Here is a 16,027-nt window from a genome sequence, read left to right as displayed (position 1 = left end):
TAGCTGGTTAGGATAGTAAAGCCTTGACCGATTGGAACAATTTTGCCAGAGACCATCGAGCTGACCCTTGAAGGTGCGCCAACAGCAGTTGCTAGCGGCTCGACTGGTTTTGAGGTGTTTCAGGACAAGAAGGTTGTCGCTCAGCGAGTAAACGGGGAACTAAAAGACTTAGCTCACGTGCTTTCTGCCGGTGACAAAGTTGAAGCGGTCCTGATTGATTCGGCCGATGGCTTGAGCATCCTCAGACATTCAACCGCTCACGTTCTTGCACAGGCAGTCCAGAAGATTAACCCAGATGCGCGTTTGGGAATTGGCCCGCCAATCACTGATGGTTTTTACTATGACTTTGATGTAGCTGAACCCTTTACACCGGAGTCCCTTAAGGCGCTAGAAAAAGAGATGGATCGAATCATTCGATCCGGCCAACGTTTTGTTCGAAGGGTCGTCTCTGACTCCGATGCGGCCAAGGAGCTTTCGAGTGAGGCGAACAAACTTGAATTGATCTCCCTGAAGTCATCTGAGAATTTGGCTGAGGGGGCGGCTGAAGTTGGTTCTGGAGAACTAACAATTTACGACAACGTTGACCCGCAATCAGGGGAAGTAATTTGGAAAGATCTTTGTCGAGGTCCGCACTTGCCAAATACCCGAATGATTGGAAATGGCTATGCGCTGACTCGTTTAGCGGCTGCTTATTGGCGAGGCAACGAAAACAACAAACAGCTCCAAAGAATTTACGGAACCGCCTGGCCTTCCAAGGATGAGCTCAAGGCACATCTCGAACGACTAGAAGAAGCAGCTAAGCGAGATCATCGTCGCCTCGGCGCAGAGCTTGATTTGTTCTCCTTCCCTGAAGAAATTGGATCAGGGCTTGCAGTGTTTCACCCCAAGGGTGGAATTATTCGCAAGGCGATGGAAGATTACTCTCGCGCTCAGCACGAGAAGGCCGGCTACGAATTTGTCTACAGCCCGCACATAACTAAATCGAACTTGTTTGAAACTTCTGGGCATCTTGCTTGGTACTCCGAGGGAATGTTCCCGCCTATGAAACTCGATGAGGAAGTGGACGCGGATGGGGTAGTCCGCAAAGCAGGCCAGGACTACTACCTAAAGCCGATGAACTGTCCGTTCCACATTCTGATCTACAAATCCCAGGCCAGGTCCTACCGTGATCTTCCATTGAGAATGTTTGAGTTCGGGTCGGTGTATCGCTATGAGAAATCTGGCGTAGTTCACGGCCTTACTCGAGTGCGCGGTATGACCCAGGACGATGCTCATTTGTTTGTCACCCAAGAGGACATGGAATCAGAGCTAACTTCAGTTTTGAACTTCGTGCTTGATTTATTGAGGGATTACGGGCTTACGGATTTCTATTTAGAGCTTTCAACCAGGGACCCTGAGAATGAAAAGTTTGTTGGTTCTGATGCCATCTGGGAGGCTGCTACCTCAACACTCGAGAAAGTGGCTACCGATTCCGGCCTCGAACTTGTTCCAGATCCTGGAGGCGCTGCCTTCTACGGCCCTAAGATTTCGGTACAAGCACGCGATGCAATTGGCAGAACTTGGCAGATGTCCACTATTCAGCTTGATTTCAATCTTCCTGATCGCTTTGACATTGAGTACACAGCAAGTGATGGAACAAAGAAGCGTCCAGTAATGATTCACCGCGCGCTGTTTGGTTCGATCGAGCGCTTTTTTGCAGTACTCACCGAGCACTATGCCGGCCATTTCCCACCGTGGCTTGCTCCAGTGCAGGTGGTTGGCATTCCGGTTGCTGATGAATTTGCACCTTATCTTTCGGACATCATCGCCCAACTAAAGGCCAAGGGCGTTAGAGCAACTGTTGATCTAAGCGATGACCGGATGCAAAAAAAGATTCGTAACCACACCAAAGACAAGGTTCCATTCCAGTTGATCGCTGGAGGCGACGACCGAGACGGGGGATCGGTAAGTTTCCGTTATCGTGATGGCACTCAAGTAAATGGAGTATTGATTGCTGACGCTATCGAGCAGATAGTTTCCGCAATCGCAACTAAGGAGCAGGTCTAGTTGGACAAGCCGGAGTTCCTACCAGGGGTACCTGATAATTTTCAGCGCCTATGGACTCCGCACCGTTTGGTTTACATTCAAAATGGCCAGCAGCCGCCAGCAGATGAGTGCCCTTTTTGCCTAGCCCCAGCCGGTAGCGATGAGGATGGCCTCATTGTGTATAGAGGTACAACCTGCTTTGTTTTGTTGAATTTGTTCCCTTACAACTCAGGACATCTTTTGGTTTGCACCTATCGCCACGTTCCCGATTACGACCAGACCACTCCAGAAGAAGCAGCTGAGATGGCGCTTCTGACAAAACGGGCTATGGAAGTGCTCCGGAGTGTTGCCCAAGCCCAGGGCTTTAACATCGGCATGAATCAGGGCGTTCAGGCAGGGGCTGGAATCGCGGAGCATCTGCATCAGCACATTGTTCCTCGCTGGGCCAACGACTCCAACTTTTTTCCAATCATCGCCAAGACCAAAGCCATGCCAAGGCTTTTGGGTGAGATCAGGGCTGAGATACAGGCAGCCTGGGACTAACCGGTTCGATAACCCCCAAATTGTCGGGTTAGAATTGGCATCATGAACCCCTCAAAGAATGAATCGACACCTCTTGTAAAGCGCGGCCTGGCCGAGATGCTCAAGGGCGGCGTCATCATGGACGTTGTCAATGTAGAGCAGGCCAAGATTGCCGAAGACTCTGGAGCAGTAGCAGTTATGGCACTCGAAAGAGTTCCTGCAGACATTCGCGCTCAAGGTGGCGTTGCAAGAATGAGTGACCCAGACATGATTGACGAAATCATGAAGGCTGTGTCGATTCCAGTTATGGCAAAGGCGCGCATTGGTCACTTTGTCGAGGCTCAGGTTCTTCAGAGCTTGAAGGTTGACTACATCGACGAGTCAGAAGTTCTATCGCCTGCAGATTACGTGAACCACATTGATAAGTGGAAATTTGATGTTCCATTTGTTTGCGGTGCAACCAATCTTGGCGAGGCGCTAAGGCGCATCACCGAAGGCGCAGCGATGATTCGCTCTAAGGGCGAAGCTGGAACCGGTGACGTTTCCGAGGCAACCAAGCACATCAGAACAATCCTTGGAGAAATTAACGCGCTCTCAGCAAAAAGTGAAGATGAGCTATACGTCGCTGCAAAGGAACTTCAGGCTCCTTACGATTTAGTTCGCGAAGTTGCCCGCACCAAGAAGCTTCCAGTTGTGCTATTTGTTGCCGGAGGTGTTGCCACACCAGCGGATGCTGCGATGATGATGCAGCTCGGAGCAGATGGCGTGTTCGTAGGCTCTGGAATCTTCAAGTCCGGAGATCCGGTCAAGCGTGCAGCTGCAATCGTAAAGGCAGTTGCCGCATACAACGATGCGAGCGTTGTGGCTGATTCATCCAGAGGATTGGGTGAAGCTATGGTCGGCATCAACGTCAAAGACCTTCCGGCACCACACCGGCTCTCGGAGCGCGGCTGGTAATTGCGCGTCGGCGTATTTGCTTTACAAGGTGATGTTCGCGAACACCTGCAGCTACTGACATCGCTTGGAGTTGAATCCATCGAGGTTCGAAATACGGAACAGCTCGCTAGTTGTGATGGATTAATCATTCCCGGTGGTGAATCAACCACCATTTCAAAGTTGATTGACATTTTTGGGCTGCGGGATGATCTTCTTGCATATATTGCCCAGGGCATTCCTGTTTATGGAACCTGTGCCGGGATGATCATGCTCGCAACTGAGGTGCTAGATGAAGCATCAGGTCAGCAAAGCCTAAAGGCAATGGACATTTCCGTAAGACGCAATGCCTTCGGCTCTCAGCTCGACTCATTCGAAGCATCGGTTGAGTTTGCAGGTAGCCCGGTCGAGGTTGCCTTCATCAGGGCCCCGATTGTTGAACGTGTCGGCGAGAATGTGCAAGTTCTTTCTAAACTTTCCACTGGGGCAATAGTTGCCGTAAGAGAAGGCAATTTGCTAGCTACCTCGTTTCATCCAGAACTTACGGGGGATAGCGCTGTCCATGAGTACTTCCTTGGGATGATTTCAAAAACCCATTAGGTTCTCACCTAGAATTCAAAGCGAAGCCAATCAAGGAGAGTCATGTCTGGTCATTCCAAGTGGGCCACTACCAAGCACAAAAAAGCAATTATCGACTCCCGTCGCGCCAAGCTTTTTGCCAAGCTGATTAAGAACATTGAGGTTGCCGCACGCATTGGCGGGCCAGATATTGATGGCAATCCAACGCTTTACGATGCCATTCAAAAAGGGCGAAAGAGCTCACTACCAAACGACAACATTGAAAGAGCGGTTAAGCGCGGCTCCGGTCAGGACGCGGATGCCATCGAGTATCAGACAATTTTCTACGAGGGTTATGGACCCAATGGAATCGCTTTACTAATTGAGTGTCTAACGGACAACAAGAATCGCGCTGCAGCTGATGTGCGTCTCGCAGTCACCAGAAATGGCGGCACGATGGCTGATCCAGGAAGCGTTTCCTATCTGTTTAGTCGCAAAGGCGTAATCACAATCGAAAACGCCGACGGTGTCACCGAAGATAGATTGCTTGAGGTAGGTCTTGATGCAGGTATAGAAGACGTTGAGGTTCGAGAATCTAGCTTTGTGGTGATTACCGATCCGTCTGCCATGGTTGCAGTTAGAACGGCATTGCAGTCGGCAGGTCTTGATTATGAAAGCGCAGATGTTGAGTTTGTTCCGGCCGCTAGCTTGCCGGTTGATGCTGATACTGCTCGCACGGTCTTCAAGCTAATAGAGGCATTGGAGGACTCAGATGAAGTTCAGAGTGTCTACGCCAATTTTGATATCAGTCCGGAAGTTCTAGCCGAGCTCGAGGCTTAGTTGTGACCAAGATTCTTGGCATCGATCCGGGTCTTACCCGATGCGGAGTTGGGATCATTGAACTTTCCAGAGGTCGAAAACTTTCCTTGGTTGATGTTCGCGTTCTAGTGTCTCCAAAAGACGAAGCGCTAGATGCTCGAATAGGTTCCATTGGAAAAGAACTTGAAGCTCTTTTCAAGAAACACCGCCCTGATGTAGTGGCAATCGAGCGGGTGTTTTCTCAGCAGAACCTCACCTCCGTAATGGGAACGGCTCAAATATCTGGTGTCGCAATCTTCCTGGCAAATAAGTATTCGATTCCAATTGCAATGCATACCCCAACAGAAGTTAAGGCGGCGGTGACTGGTTCTGGACGAGCTGGAAAGGCTCAGGTGGGTCAGATGGTCGCGCAACTTCTTGGTCTGAAACAGATCCCTAAACCAGCTGATGCCGCCGACGCATTGGCCATCGCCATCTGCCAAGGATTTCGGGGTGTTAACACATCCACCAGTTACACCAAAGCACAGCTGAAGTGGAATGAGGCTGCGAAATCAGCCAGTACAAAAAGCAAACGCTAAGTAGGCTAATGGCGTGATTGCCTCATTGACCGGAATGGTCCTTTCTAGCTCTAATGGGCAAGTTGTGATTGATGTTGCCGGAGTCGGCTATTTAGTTCACACCACATCTTCCACAGTTGCTTCGCTTTCAGATGGGGCAAAGACAAGTTTCCATACCAGCCTTGTGGTCCGCGAAGATGCCCTAACTTTGTTTGGATTTGTTTCCCGGTCTGAGCTTGAGGTGTTCGAATTGCTTAGGAGCGTCAACGGTGTTGGCCCAAAGTCTGCCCTTTCTATCCTGAACCAAATGAGCGTTGAACAAATTGCTCAAGCAGTCGCCGAAGAATCCGATGCTGCCTTCAAGGCCGTTTCTGGCGTTGGAGCGAAAACTGCGAAATTGATCACACTCACTCTCTCCGGAAAGATGTCGGCGCCTTCGAACAAGGGTGCCTCGTCCAATCAAAGCGAGAAGGCGGTCAACGCTCTAATGGGGCTTGGTTGGAGTGAGCGTCAAGCCAGAGATGCCGTACATGATGTCGGTGATCCTGGAATGACCGATAAGGATCTACTGAAAGCGGCATTGAAAACACTTTCAAAGGCAAGAAAAGCGTGAGTGAACTTCTAGACGGGGCAGCCACCGAGAGTGATCTTGCCTTCGAGAGTGCACTTAGGCCAACAAGTCTGTCGGAGTTCATTGGACAGTCAAAGGTGAAGCAGCAACTAGACCTTCTTCTAAAAGCAGCAGCGTTGCAGAAGCGATCACCAGATCACATCCTTCTTGCCGGGCCTCCTGGACTCGGGAAAACCACGCTCGCCATGATTGTTTCAAACGAAATTGGATCGGGTCTAAGAATGACTAGCGGTCCAACAATTCAACACGCAGGAGATTTAGCGGCAGTGCTGTCCTCCTTGAGTGCCGGGGAAGTTTTGTTCATCGATGAGATACACCGCATGGCTAGACCTGCTGAAGAACTTCTATACATGGCGATGGAGGATTTCCGAGTTGATGTAATGGTGGGTAAAGGACCCGGCGCAAGTTCAATTTCGCTGGAGCTGGAGCCTTTTACTCTGGTTGGAGCTACAACAAGATCTGGAATGCTTCCCAACCCCTTGCGCGATCGCTTTGGATACACCGCGAATCTAGAGTTCTATGTTTCAGAGGAGTTGCGTTTGGTTCTTGAGAGAGCTGCTAAAAAGTTGGAGCTGGATACTGAAGCTGAGGCTATTTCCTTGATTGCCTCTCGTTCTCGTGGAACCCCGAGAATTGCAAACCGGCTGCTTCGCAGAGTCAGAGATTACGCTTTGGTCGAAAAACGAGAAAAGATTAGTCAGGATCTCGCCGCCGCAGCTTTAGATCTTTACGAGGTTGATTCTTTAGGACTCGACCGATTAGACAAACAAGTTCTCTTGACTCTGATTCAGAAATTTGAAGGTAGGCCTGTTGGCCTTTCCACGTTGGCGATAGCGCTCGGGGAGGAGCCTGACACCATCGAGTCGGTGGTTGAGCCTTACCTGCTTCGTGAGGGCCTTATCGAACGGACCCCAAAGGGTAGGCAGGCTACAGCCCTTGCCCACCGGCACCTTGGCCTGCCGTTATAATCAATAGAACGCAAATTCGTTCAACGGCTTCCAGTAATCCCACTAGATAGGTACTTTTTCATGGACGACAGTCTTTTCCTGTTTCTGGCCTTGGCTTTTCTAGGCGCAATGCTGTTTTACTCAAGCAATAAGCGCAAGAAGGCAGCTAAGACTCTGCAGGCTCAGGTCGTAAAAGGCGCTTACGTGATGCTAACCAGCGGAATCTACGGAAAAATCACAGCAGTGCTAGAAAACCGTATTGAACTAGAAACTGCTCCTGGTCAGAAATTGCTCGTGGCAACTGGAGCTGTTAGAAGCATCGAGCAAGAGCTAGAGAAGTCAAAGCCAGCCTCCGCAGGTAAACCTGCTGCAAAGTCGGCTCCTAAGGCCAAATCACGTTCAGTAGCTAAAACCCCAGCTAAGTCTTCGGCGAAGAAGAAGTAAGGTCAGTCATCTTGTCAGCTTCAAACTCCGTTAAGTCTGCGCGCAAATCGCTTGCATGGCTGCTTGCGATTATTGTCGGCCTAGCTGGTCTTATCGCAGTTGGCTCACTATCGGATGAGAATGCCAGCTTCACTCCAAAGCTAGCTCTTGATCTTCAGGGTGGTACCCAGGTAATTCTTTCGCCTCTCGTTCTAGATGGCGAGGCCGTGACTCCCGAGCAGCTTGACCAGGCAGTTTCGATCATCCGTCAGCGTGTAGACGCCAGTGGTGTTAGCGAATCTCAGGTCATAACCCAAGGAGATCGAAACATCATTGTTTCCATCCCTGGAGTTCCGGACGAAAACACGCTTGCGCTGATCAAGGCTTCTGCGAAACTCGAGTTTCGAGCCGTTCTAGTCACAAGTACTGGTGCACCATCCTCGAGCGTTGATCAGCCAGAAACTGCTGTTGAGGGGGAGACCACAGAAGGTGATGCGCCAGCAGAGGATCCAGCTGCCGAAGCACCTGCTCCAAACGTTCCAACTGCCACCCCTACCGACGCAAGCGATCTGAATTGGGTTTCACTTGATCTTCAGAAGCAATTCGATGCTCTTGATTGCGCATCTTCCTTCCGCGAACCAGGTCAGGTTGATGACCCGAAAATTCCACTCATCACCTGTGATGTAACTGGAACCCAGAAGTTCATTCTTGGCCCAGTTGAGGTTGAGGGTGCCAACATTTCCGATGCCTCGAATGGAACCGTGCAAAGTTCCACTGGTGCCTCGACCAACACTTGGGCTGTAAACCTAGATTTTAATGACGCCGGTTCTCAGGCCTTCGCCGATGTGACGCAAAGACTGTTCCCTCTGACCAGCCCAAGAAATCAATTTGCTATCACCCTTGACGGCTACGTGATTACCGCTCCAGCCACTCAAGCCGTTATCACCGGCGGATCTGCTCAAATCACTGGAAACTTTGATAAAGATTCATCGAAGGTTCTAGCGGATCAGCTCAAGTATGGTTCCCTGCCAATTGGATTCGAAGTTGAAAGCCAGGAAAACATTTCAGCTTCTCTTGGCTCCGAGCAGCTGACTAACGGTCTTATCGCGGGTCTAATTGGACTTCTATTGGTGGTTGTCTACTCGGCCTTCCAGTACCGCGGATTGGCAATTGTGACTATAGGTTCCTTGATTGTGGCGGCAGTCCTGGTCTACTTGTTTATTGCAGTTCTTTCCTGGAGACAGGGATACAGACTTTCTTTGGCGGGAGTGGCCGGTTTGATTGTGGCCATTGGAATTACCGTTGACTCATTTATCGTCTACTTCGAGCGAGTCCGAGACGAGATTCGCGAGGGCCGAACCCTTGAAGTAGCCGTTGAGAACGCGTGGACGAGAGCACTTAGAACAATTCTTGCCTCTGACGGAGTGAGCTTTACCGCGGCACTAACTCTGTTCCTTTTGACAGTTGGAAACGTGAGAGGCTTTGCTTTCACACTGGGATTGACAACCATCGTCGATCTAATTGTCGTATTGATGTTTACCCATCCACTGCTTCGCCTGCTGGCTCGAACCAAGTTCTTCAGTTCTGGTCATCCGTGGTCGGGCTTTGACTCTAAAGCCCTAGAAGCATCTGGATATGTCGGACGAGGAAAATTCCGAGTCTCGGAGACTTTGGCTTCAGGGAAAATCGAGAAGGCTTCAAAGGAAGCTGAGAAACGCCAGAGCATTGCTGAGCGCAAGGCGCAGGCGGCAATTGCAGCAGCCAAGAAGACAGGTGACAACTAGTGTCAAGGATTAAAGATCTTGGAAACGATCTATACAGTGGTACCAAGTCGATAGACATCGTTGGTCGTCGCAAGGTGTTCTACCTAATTGGAATCGCAGTCGTTATTGCTTCGATTCTTATTCCGGTGCTCAAAGGTGGATTTAACTTCGGAATTGAGTTCCGCGGTGGTAGCGAATTCAGGATTGAGGGAGTGGCGAGCTCTTCGCAGCAGCTTGCTATTGACGCAGTTCAGTCCGTTGAACCAGGCAGTCAGCCGCTTGTGACCACGGTAGGTCTTGATTCAGTCAGAATTCAGACCGAACAGCTTGATGACACCGCTTCAGAAGAAGTGCGAATTGCTTTAGCGAGTGCATATGGGGTTGAGTCTGGAGCTGTCACATCCTCGTTTATCGGAGCTAACTGGGGAGCAGATGTAACAGAGAAGGCATTAATTGCTCTTGTCGTTTTCCTTATTGTGGTCAGCTTGTTGATGGCACTGTACTTCAGAACCTTAAAGATGTCCGTGGCGGCACTTGTGGCGCTATTTCACGACGTAGTGATAACCCTGGGAATTTACGCACTAGTTGGGTTTGAAATCACTCCCGCAGCGGTTATTGGTTTCTTGACCATCTTGGGTTACTCGCTTTATGACACCGTGGTGGTTTTCGACAAGGTGCGCGAGAACACCCTCGATGTTGAATTCTCGGAGACCACGACATTTGCCTCTCAAGTGAACCTTGCAATCAACCAGACTCTGGTTCGCTCAGTGAACACTTCTGTGGTCGCTGTATTGCCAGTGGCAGCCATTCTCTTTGTTGGAGCAACAGCCCTAGGCGCTGGAACACTAAGGGATATTTCACTTGCATTGTTTATCGGAATCATCGCCGGAACTTACTCCTCTGTCTTCCTCGCTGGTCCGCTTTATGTTGACCTTAGATCGCGCGAGGGTAGATTCAAGGACAAGACCGCTTCCGCAAAGCTATAACTGCTTGAACTTTCCTCCCATTAGGCTTGCTTCATAGCCAACAAATAGGGAGGAGCGTCGTGACCGATACCACCTCTAACTCCCTGCGTTCGAGACTTCCGAGGATCTTTGCCAAAGCTGGAGCATATAACTCAGAGCTTCAGGCCGTTATACGTTCTGTCAAGGCAAATCACCCCAAAGCGGATGTATCCGTCATTGAGAAATCTTTCGTAGCGGCCGAAAAAGCACATGCCACACAGCTTCGAAAATCTGGCGAGCCTTACATCACTCACCCCTTGGCTGTTGCTCAAATTCTTGCTGATCTTGGAATTGGCGCCACAACCATCGCGGCGGCTTTGCTTCACGACACAGTTGAGGACACCGATTACACTCTTGATTTTGTAAGGCGTGATTTTGGTGATGAAGTGGCGATGTTGGTCGATGGAGTCACCAAGCTTGACAAGCTCAAGTTCGGAGATAACACCCAGGCTGAGACAGTCCGCAAGATGGTTGTTGCGATGTCTAAGGACATACGAGTCCTAGTAATCAAGCTGGCCGACCGACTACATAACGCACGAACTTGGAAGTTTGTTCCAGAAGAAAGCGCTAAGCGCAAGGCTCAGGAAACCCTTGAGATTTATGCTCCATTGGCTCATCGACTTGGAATCAGCACGATCAAGCTGGAGCTTGAAGATTTGTCTTTTGAAATTCTCTACCCAAAGGTTTATGAAGAAATTGTCAACCTGGTCACTCAGCGCACACCAAAGCGTGAGGAGTACATTGATTCCGTTATTAGTTCGATTGAAGAGGACCTAAAGGACTCGAAGATCAAGGGCAAGGTTGCCGGTAGACCAAAGCAGTATTACAGCATCTACCAGAAGATGGTGGTTCGAGGCAGAGAATTCGACGACATCTACGACCTGGTAGGAGTAAGGGTTCTAGTTCCAACTGTTAGAGATTGCTACGCGATCTTGGGTTCTATTCATTCCCATTGGAATCCGGTACCTGGCAGATTCAAGGATTACATTGCAATGCCTAAGTTCAATTTGTATCAGTCTCTCCACACCACAGTGATAGGGCCTGCAGGTCGTGCGGTTGAGATTCAGATTCGAACAACTGAAATGCACAATCGTGCGGAATTTGGTGTCGCTGCCCATTGGAAGTACAAGGAGCAGGCCGGCACATCGCAGACCACCACAGAAGATGACATGGTCTGGCTTAAGCACCTTTCGGATTGGCAGGCGGAAACTCAAGACCCAGGGGAGTTCCTTGATGCCTTGAGATTTGAAATCGGCGCTAAAGAGGTTTACGTATTTACCCCCAAAGGCAAAGTTATTGGGCTTCCTTCTGGAGCGACCCCAGTTGATTTTGCCTATACGGTTCACACCGAAGTTGGCCATCGAACAATTGGTGCAAAGGTTAACGGAAGGCTTGTTCCACTCGAGAGCACCTTGAATTCCGGTGACGTGGTTGAGGTGTTTACTTCAAAATCTCTCGACGCTGCCCCTAGCAAGGACTGGTTGAACTTTGTTCGATCCCCAAGAGCTAGAGCGAAAATCAAGCACCATTTCTCGCAAGAGCGTCGCGAGGATGCCATCGAACAAGGCAAGGATTCACTAACCAAGGCGATGCGCAAGCAAAACCTTCCGCTGCAACAATTGATGTCTGCCGAATCACTGGCCAAAATCGTCGCTGACTTGCGCTTGTCTGATGTAAGCGCCTTGTTTGCAGCTATTGGCGAAGGACAGGTGTCTGCTCAGTCCATCATTGAGAAATTGACCCAACCGGTAGGCATTGAGGAAGATAACGATGTTGAATTTGAACTGCCCCAAGCACCGAAATCATTCAGACACATAGGTGGCAGCGATTCCGGAGTTCTAGTAAAGGGTGACGCGGACGTAATGGTCAAACTTGCTCGATGCTGCACACCAGTTCCTGGCGATCAGATTATGGGATTCGTGACAAGAGGCACTGGAGTCTCAGTCCATAGAACAGATTGCAAGAACGTGGGTCAATTGCAACTTGAGCCTGAACGAATTCTCGAAGTAAGTTGGGCACCTTCATCCAAGAGATTATTCCTGGTGCAGATTCAGGTCGAGGCACTAGATAGATCTGGATTACTTAGTGATGTGACCAGAGTGTTGAGCGAACACCATGTCAACATTCTCTCGGCGTCTGTATCGACTAGAAATGACCGGGTAGCGCTAAGCCGATTCGTATTTGAGATGGGGGATCCGGGTACTTTGGAGCACCTGCTAAATGCAGTAAAGAGAATTGAAGCGGTTTACGACGTGTATCGAGTGTCTCAGTAGTTAGCTGGCGTTTTGCTTCACTACTTCGAGCCAAGATTTTCTAGCTGAAAGCGCCTCAGTAAGTTCCTTGCTCTTCTTTGAATCATTTGCGGCGGTTGCGGCTGAAAGATCCGACTCAAGGTTGGCAATCGACTGCTCGAGCTGCGACAGCACACCGTTGGTGCGCTCAATCGCTGCTGGGTCAGATTTTCTCCACTGCTCCTGCTCAAGTTCCTTGAATTTCTTCTCGACAGCGCGCATCCGGTCGTCGGTTTCGCGAATCTTGTCTTTTGGAACTTTTCCAGCCTTCTCGTAGCGCTGTTGGATTGATAGAAGTTGCTTCTTGGCTTCGGCAAGGTCCTTAGATGGATCTAGCTTTTCAGCCTCAACAATCAGAGCGAGTTTTGTTTCGTAGTTAGCCGAGAAAGCCATGGTCTCTTTAGCAATGGTCTCTTTGCGGAGCGAGTAGATAGCGTCGCCAGCCGCTTTGAAACGATCCCAGAGAGCGTCGTCTTGCTTGCCCTGAGACCGACCAGTGAGCTTCCATTCATCAAGCAGTTTTCGGTACTCGCCAGCGGCATCCGAACCTTTTGCTACAAGCGCCTCAGCCTTAGCAGCCAAGTCTGACTTCTTCGCGCGCGCGGTCTTAGTCACGGCAGTTAGTTCGGCAAAGAAAGCCCTTTTGTTAGCTTCAAACTTTGTTCTTGCCTGGGAAAAGCTCTTCCAGATTAGGTCGGCTTCTTTTCTAGGAACTTTGGGCCCCGACTTTTGGGATGCCTGCCATGCTTCAAACAGCTCAGTCATCTCTTTCGAGGCAACTTTCCACTGGGTCTTTTTCGGGTCCTTATCGGCAAGCGCAGCTGCTTTCTGCGCAATGTCGGTCCTGGTCTTTAGCGTTGCTGCTATAGCCGCAACTGTGGCCTCAGATTTTTCTGCACGGACTTTTTCAATGTTCGGAGTGATAGCTGCAACTCGATTACGGAGTTCTTGAATGTTGCCCACGGCAGCAGGTTCTACGAGGTCCTTGACCAACTTTTGAGCAGCTGCAGCGATGCTGGCTGGATTAGCGCCAGTTTTTAGACGCTGTTCAAGAATGCGAACATTTGCTTCCAGCTCTGAGAACTTGCGTTCGAAGTATGTCAGTGCCTCTGCTTCGGTGACGCCCGGATACTGTCCTACCTTGCGTTCTGTTCCGCCATCGAGCACGAAAACGTTGTTGTCGCTATCGACTCTTCCATGATTGGCAGAAATAGGTGGCACAGTTCTCTCCTGGTGGCTTTTCGTTCGGTCTTTATCTTAGTTCGATAGTGCTTAGGCGAGTTTCGAGAGCTGGCGGGCCATCTGATGCTCCACCTTCAACTCCTGCACTAATAACTGGCTCTAGCCCATCAAGACCCGCGGTGATCTTGCCAAAAATCGTGTAGCCACCCGCGTCATCGGAAGGAATCCTCGAGTCTTGGTAGACGATGAAGAACTGCGAACCCATGCTGCTACCGTTGCCGCCAACTCGCGCCATGGCAAGAGATCCGGTGACGTAAGAGTCATCTGCCGGGGCATTCTCAATTGGTCCGAAGTTATAGCCCGGTCCGCCGCCACCGGTTCCATCTGGATCTCCACACTGAAGAACGAAAATACCGTCAGTGACTAGTCGGTGACACGAAACTCCCTCGTAAAATCCAGATTGGCTAAGTGAAATAAAGTTTGCTACCGCCTGCGGAGCATTTACTCCATCGAGCTCGAGCTCGAGAGTTGCGTCTCCAACATTCATCGAGCCGGTCCAAACGCGAGATTCTGCAATAGCTACGTCTGGGACAAGCTCGGAGTTTTCAACCGGTGGGGCTTCGGCGGTTTCAGTCACTACGCCAGGACCAAAACTAAAGTAAGCAAACTGTCCAACAAGAGCTAGTGCTACTGCGCCAACTCCAAACATGACCGCGAGCCTATTGTCAGATTTGCGTCTTGAGGCTTTTGCGGTTTCTAGTGTTTGCTTAGCCTGAAATGATTCCAGTCTCTCAGCGGCTGCGTTCGCAATTTTCTTCTGCGTACTCACGGTGGTTTCTCCCTAGCTTTATGGTCCATAGAGAGTTTACAAAGCTTTTGTTGGACCTTCTTATACTCTTGAGAAATGAACGATTCCCTCTTCAGCGCTAGTGGGCCCTTGGCTGCTCGAATGAGGCCACGAACGCTTGAAGAGGTTGTGGGGCAGAACAAAGCCCTTGCTCAGGGGTCTCCACTTTCGATGCTGGCCAGAAAACCTGAGGGTCAAACTCCTCCAAGCACTTCGGTGGTTATTTGGGGACCGCCGGGTACTGGGAAAACAACGATTGCTAAGGCGGTTGCAAACACTTCGGGGCGAAGATTCGTTGAGCTTTCGGCAGTTTCCACCGGGGTCAAAGAACTTCGCGAAGTAATAGAAAAAGCTCGACTCGACCAGGAGCTTTACTCGGTGGCAACCATTGTTTTTCTCGATGAGATTCACCGGTTCTCAAAAGCCCAGCAGGATGCGTTGTTACCGGCAGTAGAAGCAGGTTGGATAATTCTGATTGCTGCCACTACGGAAAATCCTTCGTTTTCCGTGAATGCGCCTCTTTTATCACGCTCACTGGTAGTCAAACTTGAACCGCTTGATGAATCGGATATTGAGAATCTGGTGAGGAAAGCTCTTCTGGACCCGGCAGGGCTCAGCGGCAAGGTGACGGTTTCAGCTGATGCAGTCGATCGCATTTGCCAGATCGCAGGAGGCGACGCAAGAAGAGCGCTGACGGTGCTTGACGCTTCAGCCTCAAGAGCTCTTGAATTTACAAGTGTCGAACCGGCAGAGATTTCACTTGAGGATGTTTTAGCTGCTCTGGAAACCGCCCTGGTGAGATACGACAGGGAGGGCGAGCAGCACTACGACACTATTAGCGCATTCATAAAATCCATTCGAGGCTCGGACCCTGACGCTGCGCTGCATTATCTGGCTCGGATGCTTGAAGGGGGAGAGGACCCAAGATTCATCGCTAGGCGCTTGATGATCTTGGCCTCAGAAGATATTGGCCTGGCAGACTCGGGTGCCCTTACTTTAGCGGTTGCTGCTTTTGACACAGTTGCAGCAATTGGAATGCCGGAAGCAAGGATTGCACTTAGCCAAGTGAGCATTTACTTAGCGCTTGCGCCAAAGTCCAATTCAGCCTATTTGGCGATCAATTCAGCAATAGAAGATGTTCGAGCTGGGTTCACCCCTGCCATTCCTTTGTATCTTCGAAGCTCTGCCTCGGCCAGAGTAGGTTCCGATAAGAGCTATGTGTATCCCCATGATGACGTAAACGCGGTTGTGCAGCAGCAGTACCTCGCCGAGACCAGGGAGTATTACAAACCAAAGCCTTTTGGCCAGGAACGCCCATTTGCTGAGCGACTGGAAGCTCTTCGAGCCATTATTCGGGGCAAAAAGGCTTGATGAGGCCAACTAGCCGGTGCTAAACTTTCAAGGTTGCCAATTTGAACCCTTAGCGCGGCTGCGAGGGGTTGTCCAAATAGCGAGTGTCATTTAGCAGACCTTTCTCGGCAACAAGAAGGCATTCCTCTATTGCTTTTACTTTTTGTTGGAATAA

General features: G+C 50.2%; 15 protein-coding genes. 13 read left to right on the top strand and 2 right to left on the bottom strand.

Annotated elements, in window-relative coordinates; all coding sequences use genetic code 11:
- Window positions 1-54: 54 nt before the first annotated feature.
- Genes thrS through AC8GDC_RS03630 form a run of 12 tightly spaced genes read left to right on the top strand, consistent with a single transcriptional unit; the run spans window position 55 to window position 12,455 of the window.
- Window positions 55-2,046 (top strand): threonine--tRNA ligase, encoded by a 1,992-nt coding sequence (thrS, locus tag AC8GDC_RS03685; protein WP_506558465.1) that lies wholly within the window; start codon window positions 55-57, stop codon window positions 2,044-2,046.
- Entirely contained in the window at window positions 2,047-2,568 is a 522-nt protein-coding gene (locus AC8GDC_RS03680; protein ID WP_506557326.1) for an HIT family protein, read from the top strand.
- 42 nt (window positions 2,569-2,610) lie between these two features.
- Complete coding sequence (gene pdxS, locus AC8GDC_RS03675) at window positions 2,611-3,504, top strand: pyridoxal 5'-phosphate synthase lyase subunit PdxS (RefSeq protein WP_506557325.1); 894 nt, start codon at window positions 2,611-2,613, stop codon at window positions 3,502-3,504.
- Window positions 3,505-4,080 (top strand): pyridoxal 5'-phosphate synthase glutaminase subunit PdxT, encoded by a 576-nt coding sequence (pdxT, locus tag AC8GDC_RS03670; RefSeq protein WP_506557324.1) that lies wholly within the window; start codon window positions 3,505-3,507, stop codon window positions 4,078-4,080.
- Between the two features lie 42 nt (window positions 4,081-4,122).
- Window positions 4,123-4,878, top strand: a complete 756-nt coding sequence (locus AC8GDC_RS03665) for a YebC/PmpR family DNA-binding transcriptional regulator (RefSeq protein WP_506557323.1) — start codon at window positions 4,123-4,125, stop codon at window positions 4,876-4,878.
- Between the two features lie 2 nt (window positions 4,879-4,880).
- Window positions 4,881-5,435 (top strand): crossover junction endodeoxyribonuclease RuvC, encoded by a 555-nt coding sequence (ruvC, locus tag AC8GDC_RS03660; protein ID WP_506557322.1) that lies wholly within the window; start codon window positions 4,881-4,883, stop codon window positions 5,433-5,435.
- Window positions 5,436-5,448: 13 nt separating this feature from the next.
- Complete coding sequence (gene ruvA, locus AC8GDC_RS03655) at window positions 5,449-6,027, top strand: Holliday junction branch migration protein RuvA (protein ID WP_506557321.1); 579 nt, start codon at window positions 5,449-5,451, stop codon at window positions 6,025-6,027.
- Entirely contained in the window at window positions 6,024-7,013 is a 990-nt protein-coding gene (gene ruvB / locus AC8GDC_RS03650) for a Holliday junction branch migration DNA helicase RuvB (RefSeq protein WP_506557320.1), read from the top strand. Before ruvA ends, ruvB begins: the two co-directional genes overlap by 4 nt.
- Window positions 7,014-7,073: 60 nt before the next feature.
- Window positions 7,074-7,436: a preprotein translocase subunit YajC gene (locus tag AC8GDC_RS03645; RefSeq protein WP_506557319.1), complete on the top strand. Its 363-nt coding sequence runs from the start codon at window positions 7,074-7,076 to the stop codon at window positions 7,434-7,436.
- Window positions 7,437-7,447: 11 nt separating this feature from the next.
- Window positions 7,448-9,199: a protein translocase subunit SecD gene (secD, locus tag AC8GDC_RS03640; protein WP_506557318.1), complete on the top strand. Its 1,752-nt coding sequence runs from the start codon at window positions 7,448-7,450 to the stop codon at window positions 9,197-9,199.
- Complete coding sequence (gene secF / locus AC8GDC_RS03635) at window positions 9,199-10,164, top strand: protein translocase subunit SecF (protein WP_506557317.1); 966 nt, start codon at window positions 9,199-9,201, stop codon at window positions 10,162-10,164. Before secD ends, secF begins: the two co-directional genes overlap by 1 nt.
- Before the next feature lie 59 nt (window positions 10,165-10,223).
- The gene (locus tag AC8GDC_RS03630; RefSeq protein WP_506557316.1) at window positions 10,224-12,455 is read left to right on the top strand and encodes a RelA/SpoT family protein; all 2,232 of its coding nucleotides are present in this window, start codon (window positions 10,224-10,226) and stop codon (window positions 12,453-12,455) included.
- On the opposite strand, the gene AC8GDC_RS03625 is transcribed toward AC8GDC_RS03630, so the two are convergent.
- Window positions 12,456-13,694: a DUF349 domain-containing protein gene (locus AC8GDC_RS03625; protein ID WP_506557315.1), complete on the bottom strand. Its 1,239-nt coding sequence runs from the start codon at window positions 13,692-13,694 to the stop codon at window positions 12,456-12,458. It abuts the gene before it with no gap.
- Window positions 13,695-13,725: 31 nt separating this feature from the next.
- Complete coding sequence (locus AC8GDC_RS03620; protein ID WP_506557314.1) at window positions 13,726-14,484, bottom strand: peptidylprolyl isomerase; 759 nt, start codon at window positions 14,482-14,484, stop codon at window positions 13,726-13,728.
- 120 nt (window positions 14,485-14,604) lie between these two features.
- Here AC8GDC_RS03620 and AC8GDC_RS03615 point away from each other — a divergent pair, with 120 nt between their 5' ends.
- Window positions 14,605-15,873 (top strand): replication-associated recombination protein A, encoded by a 1,269-nt coding sequence (locus AC8GDC_RS03615; RefSeq protein ID WP_506557313.1) that lies wholly within the window; start codon window positions 14,605-14,607, stop codon window positions 15,871-15,873.
- The last annotated feature ends 154 nt before the right edge of the window (window positions 15,874-16,027 follow it).

This window comes from Rhodoluna miladensis (SeqCode), from assembly GCF_965234705.1.
Lineage (GTDB): Bacteria > Actinomycetota > Actinomycetes > Actinomycetales > Microbacteriaceae > Rhodoluna > Rhodoluna miladensis.
This window is presented reverse-complemented; position numbering and strand designations above follow the sequence as displayed.

Bases quoted from the DNA above. Each gene is read 5' to 3' on its own strand.
- AC8GDC_RS03665 (WP_506557323.1), top strand. From the start codon at position 4,123: ATGTCTGGTCATTCCAAGTGGGCCACTACCAAGCACAAAAAAGCAATT.
- AC8GDC_RS03615 (WP_506557313.1), top strand. From the start codon at position 14,605: ATGAGGCCACGAACGCTTGAAGAGGTTGTGGGGCAGAACAAAGCCCTT.
- pdxS (WP_506557325.1), top strand. From the start codon at position 2,611: ATGAACCCCTCAAAGAATGAATCGACACCTCTTGTAAAGCGCGGCCTG.
- AC8GDC_RS03645 (WP_506557319.1), top strand. From the start codon at position 7,074: ATGGACGACAGTCTTTTCCTGTTTCTGGCCTTGGCTTTTCTAGGCGCA.